Source organism: uncultured Coprobacter sp. (assembly GCF_947855755.1).
In the GTDB taxonomy this organism is placed as follows: Bacteria; Bacteroidota; Bacteroidia; order Bacteroidales; family Coprobacteraceae; genus Coprobacter.
Window position 1 is genome coordinate 109645 of sequence record NZ_CANUAR010000001.1, and the last position, 13821, is coordinate 123465.

The 13821-nt window shown below is 38.4% G+C and carries 15 protein-coding genes; 9 read left to right on the forward strand and 6 right to left on the reverse strand.

Annotation, left to right across the window (positions count from 1 at the left end):
* Positions 1-18: 18 nt before the first annotated feature.
* A complete protein-coding gene (locus Q0093_RS00395; RefSeq protein ID WP_297927964.1) occupies positions 19-1254 on the forward strand; it encodes a porin in 1236 nt (411 codons plus the stop codon).
* 11 nt (positions 1255-1265) lie between these two features.
* A complete protein-coding gene (locus Q0093_RS00400) occupies positions 1266-1943 on the forward strand; it encodes a hypothetical protein (RefSeq protein ID WP_297927966.1) in 678 nt (225 codons plus the stop codon).
* Between the two features lie 58 nt (positions 1944-2001).
* Here Q0093_RS00400 and Q0093_RS00405 read toward each other — a convergent pair whose 3' ends face one another.
* From Q0093_RS00405 to Q0093_RS00425, 5 genes are all read right to left on the reverse strand, one after another.
* Positions 2002-3207, reverse strand: a complete 1206-nt coding sequence (locus Q0093_RS00405; RefSeq protein WP_297927968.1) for an MFS transporter — start codon at positions 3205-3207, stop codon at positions 2002-2004.
* A 725-nt stretch (positions 3208-3932) separates the two neighbouring features.
* Positions 3933-4376, reverse strand: coding sequence for an FdtA/QdtA family cupin domain-containing protein (locus tag Q0093_RS00410; protein WP_297927970.1), 444 nt, complete (start codon positions 4374-4376; stop codon positions 3933-3935).
* Positions 4369-4779 carry an FdtA/QdtA family cupin domain-containing protein gene (locus tag Q0093_RS00415; RefSeq protein ID WP_297928225.1) on the reverse strand — a complete coding sequence of 137 codons (411 nt, stop codon included), beginning with the start codon at positions 4777-4779 and terminating at the stop codon, positions 4369-4371. Before Q0093_RS00415 ends, Q0093_RS00410 begins: the two co-directional genes overlap by 8 nt.
* On the reverse strand, positions 4760-5656 hold the full coding sequence (gene rfbA / locus Q0093_RS00420; RefSeq protein WP_297927972.1) for a glucose-1-phosphate thymidylyltransferase RfbA: 897 nt from the start codon (positions 5654-5656) through the stop codon (positions 4760-4762). Before rfbA ends, Q0093_RS00415 begins: the two co-directional genes overlap by 20 nt.
* A 3-nt stretch (positions 5657-5659) precedes the next feature.
* The gene (locus Q0093_RS00425) at positions 5660-6862 is read right to left on the reverse strand and encodes a dTDP-glucose 4,6-dehydratase (RefSeq protein WP_297927974.1); all 1203 of its coding nucleotides are present in this window, start codon (positions 6860-6862) and stop codon (positions 5660-5662) included.
* 258 nt (positions 6863-7120) lie between these two features.
* Between Q0093_RS00425 and Q0093_RS00430 the strand changes: the two genes are divergently transcribed.
* The 7 genes from Q0093_RS00430 to rsxA are packed head-to-tail and all read left to right on the forward strand — an operon-like array spanning position 7121 to position 12592.
* Positions 7121-7534 (forward strand): SoxR reducing system RseC family protein, encoded by a 414-nt coding sequence (locus Q0093_RS00430; protein ID WP_297927976.1) that lies wholly within the window; start codon positions 7121-7123, stop codon positions 7532-7534.
* Between the two features lie 34 nt (positions 7535-7568).
* Positions 7569-8423, forward strand: a complete 855-nt coding sequence (locus tag Q0093_RS00435) for a Fe-S cluster domain-containing protein (protein WP_297927978.1) — start codon at positions 7569-7571, stop codon at positions 8421-8423.
* Between the two features lie 58 nt (positions 8424-8481).
* Positions 8482-9819 carry an electron transport complex subunit RsxC gene (gene rsxC / locus Q0093_RS00440; RefSeq protein WP_297927980.1) on the forward strand — a complete coding sequence of 446 codons (1338 nt, stop codon included), beginning with the start codon at positions 8482-8484 and terminating at the stop codon, positions 9817-9819.
* Positions 9820-9840: 21 nt separating this feature from the next.
* Positions 9841-10791: an RnfABCDGE type electron transport complex subunit D gene (locus tag Q0093_RS00445; RefSeq protein ID WP_297927982.1), complete on the forward strand. Its 951-nt coding sequence runs from the start codon at positions 9841-9843 to the stop codon at positions 10789-10791.
* Positions 10784-11407: an RnfABCDGE type electron transport complex subunit G gene (locus Q0093_RS00450; protein ID WP_297927984.1), complete on the forward strand. Its 624-nt coding sequence runs from the start codon at positions 10784-10786 to the stop codon at positions 11405-11407. The genes Q0093_RS00445 and Q0093_RS00450 overlap by 8 nt, the downstream gene beginning before the upstream one ends.
* A 15-nt stretch (positions 11408-11422) precedes the next feature.
* A complete protein-coding gene (locus Q0093_RS00455; protein ID WP_297927986.1) occupies positions 11423-12007 on the forward strand; it encodes an RnfABCDGE type electron transport complex subunit E in 585 nt (194 codons plus the stop codon).
* 6 nt (positions 12008-12013) lie between these two features.
* Positions 12014-12592, forward strand: coding sequence for an electron transport complex subunit RsxA (gene rsxA, locus Q0093_RS00460; protein WP_297928226.1), 579 nt, complete (start codon positions 12014-12016; stop codon positions 12590-12592).
* Between the two features lie 76 nt (positions 12593-12668).
* On the opposite strand, the gene cydB is transcribed toward rsxA, so the two are convergent.
* On the reverse strand, positions 12669-13820 hold the full coding sequence (gene cydB, locus Q0093_RS00465; RefSeq protein ID WP_009316476.1) for a cytochrome d ubiquinol oxidase subunit II: 1152 nt from the start codon (positions 13818-13820) through the stop codon (positions 12669-12671).
* Position 13821: the final 1 nt, after the last annotated feature.

Genomic DNA, 13821 nt, shown 5'->3' on the forward strand with positions numbered 1-13821 from the left:
TATTACGATCTACAAATTATGAAATATATCTATTCAAAATTAAGTATAACTCTGCTGTTATTTTCTTTCTTAATAATTCCGGTAACAGCTCAAAATAATACTGACGATAACGATATCGATAACGGAGTAATTTCTTCGGCAGGAAGGCAAGGATTCAGCTTTCAAACAAAAAACAAAAAATTTCTATTTAAACCGTACGCTCTCATACAAATAGCCGGAAAATTTAATTATTATGATGATGAAGGTTTAAATCTTGCAGATCAGGATAAAGTCGCAAATTCGGGGTTTGCCATACCAAATGCGATCATAGGTTTTTCAGGCAGGGCATTTGGCAGGCTGACATTCAACTTTGCCCTGAACGCATCCCAAAGCGGAGGAGCATTGTTACAACAAGCTTGGTTCGATGTAAAAATGAAAGAGGCCTTGCAATTACGTGCAGGGAAATTTAAAACGCCTTATAATCAAGCTTACTTAGTTACTTTAGGAGAAACGCTTTTCCCGGTATTACCGTCATCTCTAACCACAGGAGTCAATCTCGACAAATCATTAAATGCCGTAAAGCCCAATATTGCAACAGGCTTCGACTTAGGAATAGAACTACACGGACTCATCAAACAAAAATGGGGATATCAGGTCGGCGTATTTAATGGGACAGGAATAGACGTAAATACTGCAACCAAAACGACAAGCGATGATCATAAAGGAATCCCGTCTCTTTTATATGCCGCACGTTTTGCATATATGCCGTTCGGTCCGATGCCGACCTATCAAGGAAATCCGGACGATCTGCACAACAACAAACTTTTATTTGCCATTTCGGGAAATTATAATGTAGAAGCCGAAGACGAAAGTAGCGATGATTTGCGTGCCGGATTTGAATTCGCATGGTTAAAAAACCGATTTTATATATCGGGCGAGGCTTATATGTTGCGTATGAATTTCACTAAACGAATGCAATCTGCAGCCGATTTTACAGCTTGGGGAGCTTATATACAAGGAGGATATTTTGTCACGAGCAAACTACAAACAGCTTTACGATACGACTTTTTTGACAGAAACGGAACAGATAAAGACGGAAGCTTGAACATGCCTGCCGTAGGTCTCAACTATTTCTTTTCTCGGTGTAATCTAAAATTGCAAGCAATGTACCAATACATAGGTCGTTGGGGACATGAAACTCAACTCGACAGAGACATGGACGATAATGGAATGGCAATGCACAGCGCCACAGTAATGTTGCAATATACTTTTTAAAAATTTCAAAAATGAAATATTCGTTTATTATAATAGCAGGATTACTTGCATTTTCAGCTTGTGACAGTGGAGACATATATCCTAAGGAAGAAGAGTACAGCGGACGCAATGTAAACGTAACGCTCCATTTCTCCGGTGTTAATGCATGGCCCGAAGAATATGAACTGAAACTCACATCTTTCGGTGATAACGAGGATACTCCGCTAACTACTCTACTGCTGGAAAAAAACGACGAAGGCTCAGGTACTTATCTTATGCACAATGTGCCATTCGAAGCCAAGAATATTGCCGTATCGATCATGAATAACAGAAAATGGGTCTGTAATCTCAATGAACAACAATTACCCGGTAGTGAAACAAACATATCCCTATCTGATATGAATGTAAACCTTGTACAATATAACCGCATCCAGGAACAGGTATTTAACCAATGTTCTGCCTGTCATGGCGGTGCCGGAGGTTTGTATCTTACGGAAGATAAAAGTTACGATGCTTTGGTAAATAAAGCTTCTTCAACCCATCCGGATAAAATGTTAGTCGAACCGGGACTTCCAAACAGCAGTTTTATTATTACGGTACTGACAGACGCTCAAGCTACCAAAACAAACCATACGACCTTATCTTCTTTAAAAAATGACGATATAACTTTATTGAAAGAATGGATTAAAGCCGGAGCTAAAAAAGAATAATTCGCTCGGAGATGTATCTTAAAGGATTATTCAAATATAATTACCCAAAGATACATCTCTATTTTTTTATCTTACGTATATCCGGTAAAAACCAAGCAATCAATCCCAATAAAGGCATATAAGCACACAACTGATATACATACTCTATTCCGAATTTATCTGCCAAACCTCCTAAAACGGCCGAAGCAATTCCGGCAATACCAAAAGCCAAACCAAAAAAAAGCCCCGAAATCAAGCCGAGTTTAGATGGTAATAATTCTTGAGCATAAACCAATATGGCAGAAAAAGCCGAAGAAAGAATCAATCCGATAAGGATACTTAAAATACAAGTCCATAAAAGATTTGCATAAGGCATAATCAAACTGAAAGGTGCTGCTCCTAAAATAGAAACCCAGATTACATATTTCCGGCCTACTTTATCTCCGACCGGCCCTCCCAACAAAATACCGAGCGCCGAAGCGAACAGAAAAGCAAACAGAAAGAATTGCGAATCACGAACAGTTACATCGAATTTCTCTATTAGAAAAAATGTATAGTAGCTGGTTATACTTGCTAAATAAACATATTTGGAAAAAATCAAAATCAACAAAACCGACAACGAAAATATCGTCTTTTTACGAGATAACGGTGACACAACCTCAGTTTTCATTCCATCCTTATTTAACCGTAAAGCCTTCAGTTTTCTTTTGTACCACCGGCAAATGGGTATCATTACAATTATGGCACATAAAGCCAATAGAGCAAAAAACACAATATTACGCTGTCCATAAGGTGCTATACACAACGCAGCAAGTAACGGACCTAATGAACTTCCCATATTCCCACCGACCTGAAAAACCGATTGGGCAAGTCCTCGCTTCCCACCGGAAGCTAAAGAAGTAAGACGAGACGCCTCCGGATGCAGTATAGAAGATCCTATACCCACCAAAAACACAGAGAATAAAACCTGATGCAAAGTTCCCGAAAAAGCTAAAACAACAAGTCCGATAAGAGTAAAACTCATCCCGATCGGCAAGAACCACGGATTAGGCTTTTTATCCAGATAAAACCCGACTAACGGTTGAAACACCGAAGCCGAGATCTGGTAAACCAATGTTATGAATCCGATCTGGACAAAACTCAAAGCCATACTCTCTTTCAACAAAGGATATACAGCCGTAATTACAGACTGTAATGTATCATTCAATAAATGAGAAAGGCCCAATGCCAATAACACTCGAAAAGCTGTACTCTCAGCAGCGTTTGGGAAAGATTGCTCTTGCATAACTCCTAATTTTGGGAGCACAAAATTAGTAAAAAAAGAGGTTCAAAGAACTTTAGCGCAAAAAGTTCTTGAACCTCACACCTCTTTACTCCATTAAATTATTCCAACAACGACCGCAAATATTATTTTATTCAATTCAAAATCATCTCTGAAGGATATAAAAATAATAAAATTATCTGTATATAAATTTGAATTTTTTATGTACATTTAGATCGAATGTTGAAATCAATATATCTATTTCTTGCAATAACGAAACATTGTAAAAGTTTGATTGTAATGGTATTTGCAAATCTCCAATAGCATGATTATGAAAAAGCGAGTTATAAGTATCATCAGTCTTGTGATAGTTGCAATCTTAATATCGTATGGTTTAACGATTTTCGAAACTAAGTCAAAAATTATATGGGGTTTACTATTTGTTGCCTTGACTTATCTTATTTGTGCAATGACCAATAAATTCCTTAAACCAAATACAATTTTATATGCATTATTAACAGGTATTGTTGTTACACATATCCCATGGTGGATAAGTCTCCACATCAACTATAATATAAACTTCGACTCACTAATTAAAAACTTCTTTGAAGGAACAAAAATGTCCTATTCCATTGCAGGAGCAATATCGGGATACTTGTTATATAAATTCTCAAAGCTATTTCACAAAAATAGTATCAGCCCACACTAATACCATAAAAACTATAATTAAAAAGGAAGTTAAGAGCCCTTTAGACATTACTCAACGAAACCTTTTTCTCTTTTAAGAAATCGGAATATTCTCGAATATAATCATTTTCGTCATACAATTCGGAAGCCAATACCAAAGAAACTGCTCCCGAAGAAAAATTATTCAATTCACGCCAAATTCCGGGACGTACCAATAATCCGTAATAAGGACGATTCAACGATACAATACGACGCTCACTCCCATCATCCAAAATAACATCAAAGCTTCCACTGGCAGCAACGATCAACTGGTATAAATCACGATGGGCATGTCCTCCCCGTTCTTCTCCTCCGGGAACATCATATAAATAATAAACACGACGAATATCGAACGGCACGGTTATGTTGTCTTCTACGACCGTTATATTCCCATTGGGGCGAGAATGTTTGTCCAGTTCTATCACCTGACAATCACCGACTCTACTCATTACAAATATATTATCCATGCTCAAGACATTTTAAATATAGATCGTAATCCTCAATATAGTCTGCCGGATCATATAAAGTCGAAGAGAGTACCAAGGCTAAAGAGTTGGTAGAGAAATTTTCCAATCTGCGCCAAATCATATTGGGAACATACACCCCATAATAAGAACGGTTCAGAGGATATACCTTTTCTTGCCGTCCATCATTCAGAATGACATCGAAACTACCGGACAAAGCCACAATAAACTCTTGCTGCTCTATAAAAGCATGTCCGTCTCGCTTTTCACCGCCGGGAACATCATACACCCAATAAGACCGTTTTATAGGAAAAGGAATATGCCGAAATTCTTCTATGAAAGAAAGATTTCCACGCGCATCTACAATTTTAGGCAAATCGACTATTTTAACGGCCTCCAACCCCATCGGCTTCATCTTTAATAAGATTAATCATATATTGCCCGTACTGATTCTTCAACATAGGTTTTGCTTGTTGCAACACAGATTCTTTCGAGATCCATCCTTTTCTGTATGCAATCTCCTCCAGACAAGCGACTTTCAATCCCTGACGATGTTCGATAGTTTCTATAAAAGCCGATGCTTCGAACAGCGAATCATGTGTTCCCGTATCGAGCCATGCAAACCCTCGTCCCATTAACTGTACCTTCAACTTTTCAGTTTCTAAAAAGGCTTGATTTACCGAAGTTATTTCAAGTTCCCCACGTGCAGAAGGTTTTATCGATTTAGCTATATCTACAACCTTATTCGGGTAAAAATAAAGTCCTACAACTGCATAATTAGATTTCGGCTTTTCGGGTTTCTCTTCGATAGAAGTTACATTTCCTTCTGGATCAAAAGCCGCAACTCCATATCGTTCGGGATCACTGACTCTGTATCCGAATACCGTAGCATACCCATTCCCGACATTTTCAACAGCAGCATGCAACATCGCAGAAAAACTCTGTCCATAAAAAATATTATCACCTAACACCAAGCAGACCGAATCATTACCTATAAATTTTTCTCCGATAATAAATGCCTGCGCCAAACCGTCAGGAGTCGGTTGTTCGGCATATTCAAAATGAACGCCAAACCGAGATCCATCACCTAACAAACGTTCGAATCCGGGTAAATCGAATGGAGTAGAAATAATCAAAATATCCCGAATACCGGCTAACATCAATACCGAAATAGGATAATATATCATCGGTTTATCATATACCGGCAATAACTGTTTTGAAACTCCTTTCGTAATCGGATACAAACGTGTTCCGGAACCTCCGGCCAAAACGATCCCTTTCATTTCTTAATCTTTATGTCCGTACATTTGTTCATAATACTTTTGATAATCTCCACTGGCTACTTCCTCAACCCAATCCTGATTTTCAAGATACCAACGAATCGTTTTCTCTATCCCCTCTGTAAATGGAGTTTCCGGATACCAGCCTAATTCTTTCGCTGTTTTCGAAGGGTCTATCGCATAACGCATATCATGCCCCAAACGATCTCCCACATAAATAATCAAATCATAATTTATATTCGAAATATCGGTTCTAAGAACTTTTTGATAATGGGGTTCTTCCTTCATTAAACGCACGACAGTATCGATAATCAGCTTTACAATATTGATATTTTGTTCTTCATTAAATCCTCCTATATTATACACTTCTCCTATTCTTCCCGAATTCAATACCATATCAATTGCTTTAGCATGATCTTCGACATATAACCAATCGCGAACATTCTCACCTTTACCATATACCGGCAGCTTTTTACCCTCAAGAATATTTTTAATAATCAAGGGTATCAATTTTTCCGGGAAATGGTACGGACCGTAATTGTTCGAACAACGAGTAATATTTACAGGAAATTTATATGTTTCATGATATGCTCTAACAATCAAATCGGCACCTGTCTTTGAAGATGAATATGGAGAACGCGGATCTAAAGGTGTTTCTTCCGTAAAAAAATACTTACCGTAGGTATGTATTGCCGAACGTCCTTTCACAACAGACTTCACCGCTTCATCTTTAATAACCAAAGGCTGAGGATCTACAAAATCTTTATTTAATGATCCATATACCTCATCAGTAGATACCTGCAAATATTTTTTACCTTCGCGATAAGTCGGGTAACCATTTGCATCTTTACCTGTCATCCATGCTTTTTTAGCACATTCCAACAGATTTTGAGTTCCCAAAATATTTGTCTGTAAAAATAACTGAGGGTTTGTAATACTTCTATCTACATGAGATTCGGCAGCAAAATTGACAACATAATCTATATCATTTTCTGCAAAAATATAAGAAACCAATTCTTCATTGCCGATATCTCCTTTTACAAATTTTACACGAGGATCTTTCAATTCGGTCTTTATCGTCCCTAAATTACCGGCATAAGTCAACTTATCTAAAATAACTATATGAATATCTTCATACTTTTTAAGCATGTACTTTACAAAATTTGCACCAATAAACCCGGCTGCTCCCGTTACCAAGTATGTTCTCATAAATCATTTATTAAAATAAAACGTTGCAAGATACGAATATTTTTTCATGGAATACCGTAAATTTAACCTTAAATCGGATTCTTTTTTTATAACCTGATAAAAAATTCAGACTGGCTTTTAATATAATATAGATATAAGCTAAAATTATTTTCTCAAATAAAAATCGTCATTTTTTACACATTTATTGTACGAATATAAGATACAAAGAAATAAAAATTTTCTATATTTGCCCCATAATTGCAATGTCGAGATAGCAAAATGAATAATACTATAAAACACGAAGGTATCGTAGAACGAATTGAAAACGGTATTGCTTATGTAAAAATCATACAACATTCCGCATGTTCAGGATGTCACGTCAAAGCAGCTTGTACGATAGCAGATCAACAAGAAAAAATTATTGAAACAGTTTGTTCGGGATACGACATAAAAACAGGAGACCGTGTTTTTGTAGTCGGAAACGAAACAATGAGCCGAAAGGCTTTAAAGCTGGCAATCATATATCCGTTTTTTTGTCTTTTCGGAATACTTTGCATTGCATACGCTTTTTCTGTAAATGAATTGCTATCCGGTATTTTATCAATCATAGCTCTAATACCCTATTACACAGTTCTATATTTTCGTAAAAGCAAACTAAGAAAAGATTTCATATTCACATTGGAGAAAGAATAAACAGAACGACTTAAACTTTAAATAGAACAAACACATGAATTTAGTATTAATCGCGACTCTTTCACTTGGAGCAATCGGGGCAATAAGCGCTGTTATCCTGTATTTTGTCGCACAAAAATTTAAGGTGTACGAAGATCCTCGAAACGGGCAAGTAGAAGAGGTGCTTCCGGGAGCTAATTGCGGAGGATGCGGATACCCCGGATGCAAAGGTTTTGCAGATGCCTGCGTCAAAGCCGAATCATTAGAAGGTCTTCTATGCCCCGTAGGGGGTACTCCCGTTATGATCAAAGTTGCTGCAATTTTAGGTAAAGAAGTAATCGAAGACACTCCCAAAGTCGCTGTAATCCGTTGTAACGGCACTTGTAACAACAGAGTTAAAACGAATATTTATGATGGGGCTAAAAGTTGTGCTATCGAAGCTTCACTTTACGGAGGCGACACCGGATGTTCTTTCGGATGCTTGGGAAACGGAGATTGTGTAAAAGCCTGCACTTTTGGGGCTATACAGATGAACCCTGAAACCGGACTACCCGAAATCGATGACGAAAAATGTACAGCATGCGGAGCATGTGTAAAAGCGTGCCCTAAAATGATTATCGAATTGCGGAAAAAAGGACCTAAATCACGCCGTATATTTGTCAGTTGCATGAACAAAGACAAAGGTGGCATAGCACGAAAAGCCTGTACAACCGCATGTATTGGCTGCGGGAAATGTGCTAAAGAATGCCCGTTCGATGCGATTATTGTAGAAAATAATCTCGCATATATAGATGATAACAAATGTCGTTTATGCCGTAAATGCGAAACCGTATGTCCTACCGGAGCAATTCATGCAATAAACTTTCCTCTCCGAAAACCGGCAGAAACTACGGTAACATCCGAAGTATAAACCTGAAAATAACCATTATGAATTATCAAATCAGAATCCAATTATAAACATAATATATATGTTAAGATCATTTCGGATAGGTGGAATACATCCACCGGAAAATAAATTATCTGCCGGAAAAACCATACAAACGGCAGCTCTTCCCAAACAAGCTGTAATTCTTTTAGGACAACATATAGGAGCTCCGGCTCAAGCTGTCGTAAACAAAGGTGATTCGGTAAAAGTGGGAACGTTATTGGCAAAAGCCGGAGGTTTTGTTTCCGCCAATATTCACTCTTCTGTTTCCGGAACAGTAGCAAAAATAGATCAAATTACCGATATGTCAGGTTACAAACGCCCGGCAATATTTATCGATGTTGAAGGTGATGAATGGGAAGAAAGCATTGACCGCAGTAAAACTCTGAAAAAAGAGTGTACTCTTAGTGACAAAGAGATAATACAACGAATCAGTGATTGCGGTATCGTAGGACTTGGAGGAGCAACATTTCCTACTCAAGTAAAACTGTCTCCGCCTCCGGGAACGAAAGCATCGATACTGATTATAAATGCTGTAGAATGTGAACCTTATCTCACTTCAGATCATCAATTGATGATGGAAAAAACCGAAGAGATTCTCGTCGGAATTATGATATTGAAAAAAGCGGTTGGAGTAGAACATGCGGTAATCGGAATAGAAAATAATAAAAAAGACGCTATATCCAAGATGCAAAGTCTGGTGTCTTCATATCCCGGAATCACAATTTGTCCGCTAAAAGTAAAATACCCTCAAGGAGGTGAAAAACAACTGATCGATGCTATTATCCGCCGTCAAGTTCCAAGTGGCGGATTACCTATCGCTACCGGAGCTGTAGTACAAAATGTAGGTACGGCATTTGCAGTATATGAAGCGATACAAAAGAATAAACCGCTGTTCGAACGTATAGTAACCGTAACAGGGAAATCGTTAGAATCTCCGTCTAATTTTCTGGTACGAATAGGAACTCCTATCGGACAATTGATCGATGCTGCCGGAGGATTGCCTGACGATACCGAAAAAATCGTATCCGGAGGTCCTATGATGGGAAAAGCGGTGGTATCGACAGATATACCGACGACAAAAGGATGTTCCGGTATTCTCCTTATTCAAAACCGAGAAGCCGAAAGAAAAAAGATGTCGCCATGTATTCGCTGTGCAAAATGTGTAGCTGTTTGCCCGATGGGACTCGAACCCAATCTTTTAGCGAAATTATCGGATTTTGCCGATTGGGAAAAATCGGAAAAAGAACACGTCATGGATTGTATTGAATGTGGCTCGTGTAGCTATACATGTCCGGCACACCGTCCCTTACTCGATTTTATTCGTTTAGGTAAAAGTAAAGTCGGAAATATTATCCGTAACCGGGCTGTCAAAAAATAACAAAAAGAAATTCTTTAATTTATGGATAAAAAATTTATAATATCACCTTCACCGCATATTCATAGCGGAAATTCTGTAGAAGGATGTATGTACGGTGTTCTGGTCGCCTTGATTCCGGCATTTCTTGTAGCGCTCTATTTTTTCGGGTTAGGAGCATTGATCGTGACCGTTACATCGGTATTGGCATGTGTCTTATTCGAATACCTGATTCAAAAATACATTTTAAAAGGAAAAGTAACTATTTCTAACGGATCAGCAATTCTTACCGGGGTCTTATTAGCATTCAATGTCCCTTCAAATCTTCCGATATGGATCATCATCATAGGAGCATTGGTCGCTATCGGGATCGGGAAAATGTCGTTTGGAGGATTGGGAAATAATATTTTCAATCCGGCATTAGTAGGGAGGGTATTTCTATTGATTTCTTTTCCCGTACAAATGACAACATGGCCAAAACCGGAGGCGTTCAACACACATTATCTGGATGCGACAACAGGTGCGACACCTCTTAGTATGTTAAAACAAGGTATGCCGATAGAAAACACGACTTTAGATTTATTACTCGGAAATGTCGGAGGTAGTCTCGGTGAAATCGGGGCAATCGCCCTACTTTTAGGTTTTGCTTATATGTTATGGAAAAAAATCATTACATGGCACATTCCGGTATCGATATTGGCAACCGTCGCACTCTTCTCTCTTTTAATAGGCATAGATCCTCTGACCCAACTTCTTACCGGAGGGCTGTTGTTAGGATCGATATTCATGGCTACCGATTACGTTACATCACCAATGTCGCCCAAAGGAATGATCATTTATGGTGTCGCTATCGGACTTTTAACGGTCATTATCCGCCAATGGGCTGCCTATCCCGAAGGAATGTCGTTCGCTATATTGATTATGAATGCTTTCACACCGTTAATTAATATGTATGTCAAACCTAAACGTTTCGGGGAGGTCGTAAAACATGGCTAAAACAGAATCTACATTTTTAAATATGCTTATCGTCTTGACGGTCATCACTCTGATTGTCGGAGCGGCATTGGGATATGTGTACAACATCACCAAAAAACCTATTGCCGAAGCAGAACAGAAACAGCAAATAGAGGCCATACAAATGGTAGCTCCGGAATTTGATAATTCACCGATCGAGGATAAATATTCGCTGAAAATCGGAGCGGACAGTTTGGAAGTTACCGTTTTCCCGGCAAAAAAAGGAGGTAAAAAAGTCGGCGCGGCAGTAGAAGCAATCACGAAAAAGGGTTTTGGAGGAGAAATAAAAATCATGGTAGGATTTAATGCAGATGGTTCAATACGTAATTATAGAGTTTTGAAACATGCAGAGACTCCGGGATTAGGGTCTAAAATGGATGAGTGGTTTCGAACAGACAAAAACAATCAAAATATTTTAGGTAAGAACCCTGCAACCGACCGCTTGACGGTAAGCAAAGACGGTGGAAGCGTAGATGCTATCACTGCTGCAACTATTAGTTCAAGAGCATTTCTGGATGCCATACAAACAGCTTATAATGCTTATATGAATCGAACCGACGCACAAAGCGGCGCATCATCTAAAGCGCATACCAAATAAACAGGAGATGATATTATGAATAAAATGAGCATCATACTAAACGGAATTATTAAAGAAAATCCGACATTTGTTCTATTATTGGGGATGTGTCCTACTTTGGGAACGACCTCATCCGCAGAAAACGGAATGGGAATGGGACTGGCGACAACATTTGTTCTGATTTGTTCGAACGTAGCTATATCTTCAGTAAAAAACTTCATTCCCGATAAAATCCGTATTCCGGCATTTATTGTGATAATCGCAGCTTTCGTTACTATTCTAGAAATGTGCATGAAAGCTTATGTCCCTGCACTATACGCAAGTCTCGGATTATTTATTCCTCTAATTGTAGTAAACTGCATCGTATTAGGTCGCGCCGAATCATTTGCGGCAAAACACAACGCATTCGATTCGATGCTCGACGGTGTAGGTATCGGTTTGGGATTTACCGGAGCACTGACTCTTTTAGGTGCTGTACGGGAGTTTTTAGGTACAGGAAAAATATTCAGCACTACAATTTTCCCCGAACAATACGGAGCTTTACTCTTCGTCCTTGCTCCGGGAGCTTTTATCGTGCTGGGATATCTCATTCTCATTGTTAACAAACTTAAAACCAAATAAGAGATGATTACCTATATATCCATATTCATTACCGCCATATTCGTCAATAATATCGTACTGGCACAATTTTTAGGGATATGCCCTTTTTTGGGAGTTTCTAAAAAAGTAAGCACTGCAATCGGAATGGGGGCTGCCGTAACGTTTGTAATGACAATTGCAACAATCGTCACATACTTGTTGCAAAAATATCTGCTGGATGTTACCGGATTACAATTTATGCAGACCATAACCTTTATTTTAGTAATAGCGGCATTGGTACAAATGGTAGAAATTATTCTGAAGAAAGTATCTCCTCCGCTTTATCAGGCATTAGGAGTTTTTCTCCCTTTGATTACCACCAACTGCACCATTCTGGGAGTTGCTATTTTGGTAATACAAAAAGATTATAATCTGATGGAATCTGTCGTATTCGCCATTTCGACCGCTATCGGCTTCACATTGGCAATGGTTTTATTCGCCGGTATCCGAGAACAATTGAGTACGACTAAAGTTCCTAAAGCTATGCAAGGAATTCCTATCGCTTTAGTGGTAGCAGGACTTTTAGCTATGGCTTTCATGGGATTTTCGGGTATAAAAATCGGATAAATACTTGCTCTTAAAAAGCGGAATCGCCGAAAACCATTTAGTTTTCAGCGATTCCGCTTTTTAAGACAATAAATTTCTAATAAGTATGTTCCCCACTCTCCATTTCCTGTTCGGTAATAGGCTTTTTGTCCATAGCTCTCCACGCATAGACAATATAAGCTAAAACAAAAGGAACTAAGAAAGAGACGACAGTCATTACTTCTAAAGTAAAGAGACTCGATGAACTGTTATAAATCGTCAGAGAACTTTGCAAATCAACAGCAGAAGGATAATACGGAGTATTATTATAACCTGCCAAGAAGAATAGGCTCAAAACGACTAACACTGTCCCAATACCGCTATACCAAATACCGCAAATCCATGTCTTGGAAAATGCTGCTCGTATAATTGCATACAATACCGACACGACACCAATCAGAAACATAACCGCAACCCAAGGCATCTCTATCAAATTAAAGAAATATTTATATTTTCTCACAAACACTTCTCCATTTACAGGATTCAGTTCATAACCGTCGGCTGTAAGCGTTACACCAACAAATATAAGAAACAACACGACAAAAGGTACTGCATTGATCAATACTTGCCGACGAGCACGATTAAAGATCGTTTCGTCCGCAATATTATTCATAAAATAAAGCGAGGCCTGAACTCTTGCCAAAAAGAAAACAGTCACTCCTAACAAAAGATTACGCCAATCGGCTATCGCTTCTAATCCATGATACGGATTTACCCACGTAGAAATTACAGGCTGATATATATCCATTAGATTTTCTTTATCAACTTTGAAATCAGCACCGCTGAAAAAAGTACCGACAGCAACCCCTAATAAAATGATTCCGACAACACCGTTAATCAATAAAAATATGTCATATACTTTCGTTCCCAAAAGATTCCCTTTACGAGAACGATATTCGTAAGAAACAGCTTGTATGATAAAACTAAAAAGAATAGCCATCCATAACCAATACGCTCCTCCGAAACTCGTAGAATAAAATAATGGGAACGATGCGAAAAAAGCCCCTCCGAACACCACCAAAGTCGTAAACGTAAACTCCCATTTCCTACCTAAAGAATTAACGAGCATAGTCTTCTCTATCGGCTTCTTGGCAATAGTCGTCAGTAAAGTCTGCCCACCCTGCACAAAAAGTAAGAACACCAATAACGCCCCTAACAGCGAAATAATAAACCACCAATAATGCTGGTAAAAAAATTCATTCAGTTCCATA

Bases quoted from the DNA above. Each gene is read 5' to 3' on its own strand.
- Q0093_RS00395 (WP_297927964.1), top strand. From the start codon at position 19: ATGAAATATATCTATTCAAAATTAAGTATAACTCTGCTGTTATTTTCT.
- Q0093_RS00400 (WP_297927966.1), top strand. From the start codon at position 1,266: ATGAAATATTCGTTTATTATAATAGCAGGATTACTTGCATTTTCAGCT.
- Q0093_RS00405 (WP_297927968.1), bottom strand. From the start codon at position 3,207: ATGCAAGAGCAATCTTTCCCAAACGCTGCTGAGAGTACAGCTTTTCGA.
- Q0093_RS00410 (WP_297927970.1), bottom strand. From the start codon at position 4,376: ATGGATAATATATTTGTAATGAGTAGAGTCGGTGATTGTCAGGTGATA.
- Q0093_RS00415 (WP_297928225.1), bottom strand. From the start codon at position 4,779: ATGGGGTTGGAGGCCGTTAAAATAGTCGATTTGCCTAAAATTGTAGAT.
- rfbA (WP_297927972.1), bottom strand. From the start codon at position 5,656: ATGAAAGGGATCGTTTTGGCCGGAGGTTCCGGAACACGTTTGTATCCG.
- Q0093_RS00425 (WP_297927974.1), bottom strand. From the start codon at position 6,862: ATGAGAACATACTTGGTAACGGGAGCAGCCGGGTTTATTGGTGCAAAT.
- Q0093_RS00430 (WP_297927976.1), top strand. From the start codon at position 7,121: ATGAATAATACTATAAAACACGAAGGTATCGTAGAACGAATTGAAAAC.
- Q0093_RS00435 (WP_297927978.1), top strand. From the start codon at position 7,569: ATGAATTTAGTATTAATCGCGACTCTTTCACTTGGAGCAATCGGGGCA.
- rsxC (WP_297927980.1), top strand. From the start codon at position 8,482: ATGTTAAGATCATTTCGGATAGGTGGAATACATCCACCGGAAAATAAA.
- Q0093_RS00445 (WP_297927982.1), top strand. From the start codon at position 9,841: ATGGATAAAAAATTTATAATATCACCTTCACCGCATATTCATAGCGGA.
- Q0093_RS00450 (WP_297927984.1), top strand. From the start codon at position 10,784: ATGGCTAAAACAGAATCTACATTTTTAAATATGCTTATCGTCTTGACG.
- Q0093_RS00455 (WP_297927986.1), top strand. From the start codon at position 11,423: ATGAATAAAATGAGCATCATACTAAACGGAATTATTAAAGAAAATCCG.
- cydB (WP_009316476.1), bottom strand. From the start codon at position 13,820: ATGGAACTGAATGAATTTTTTTACCAGCATTATTGGTGGTTTATTATT.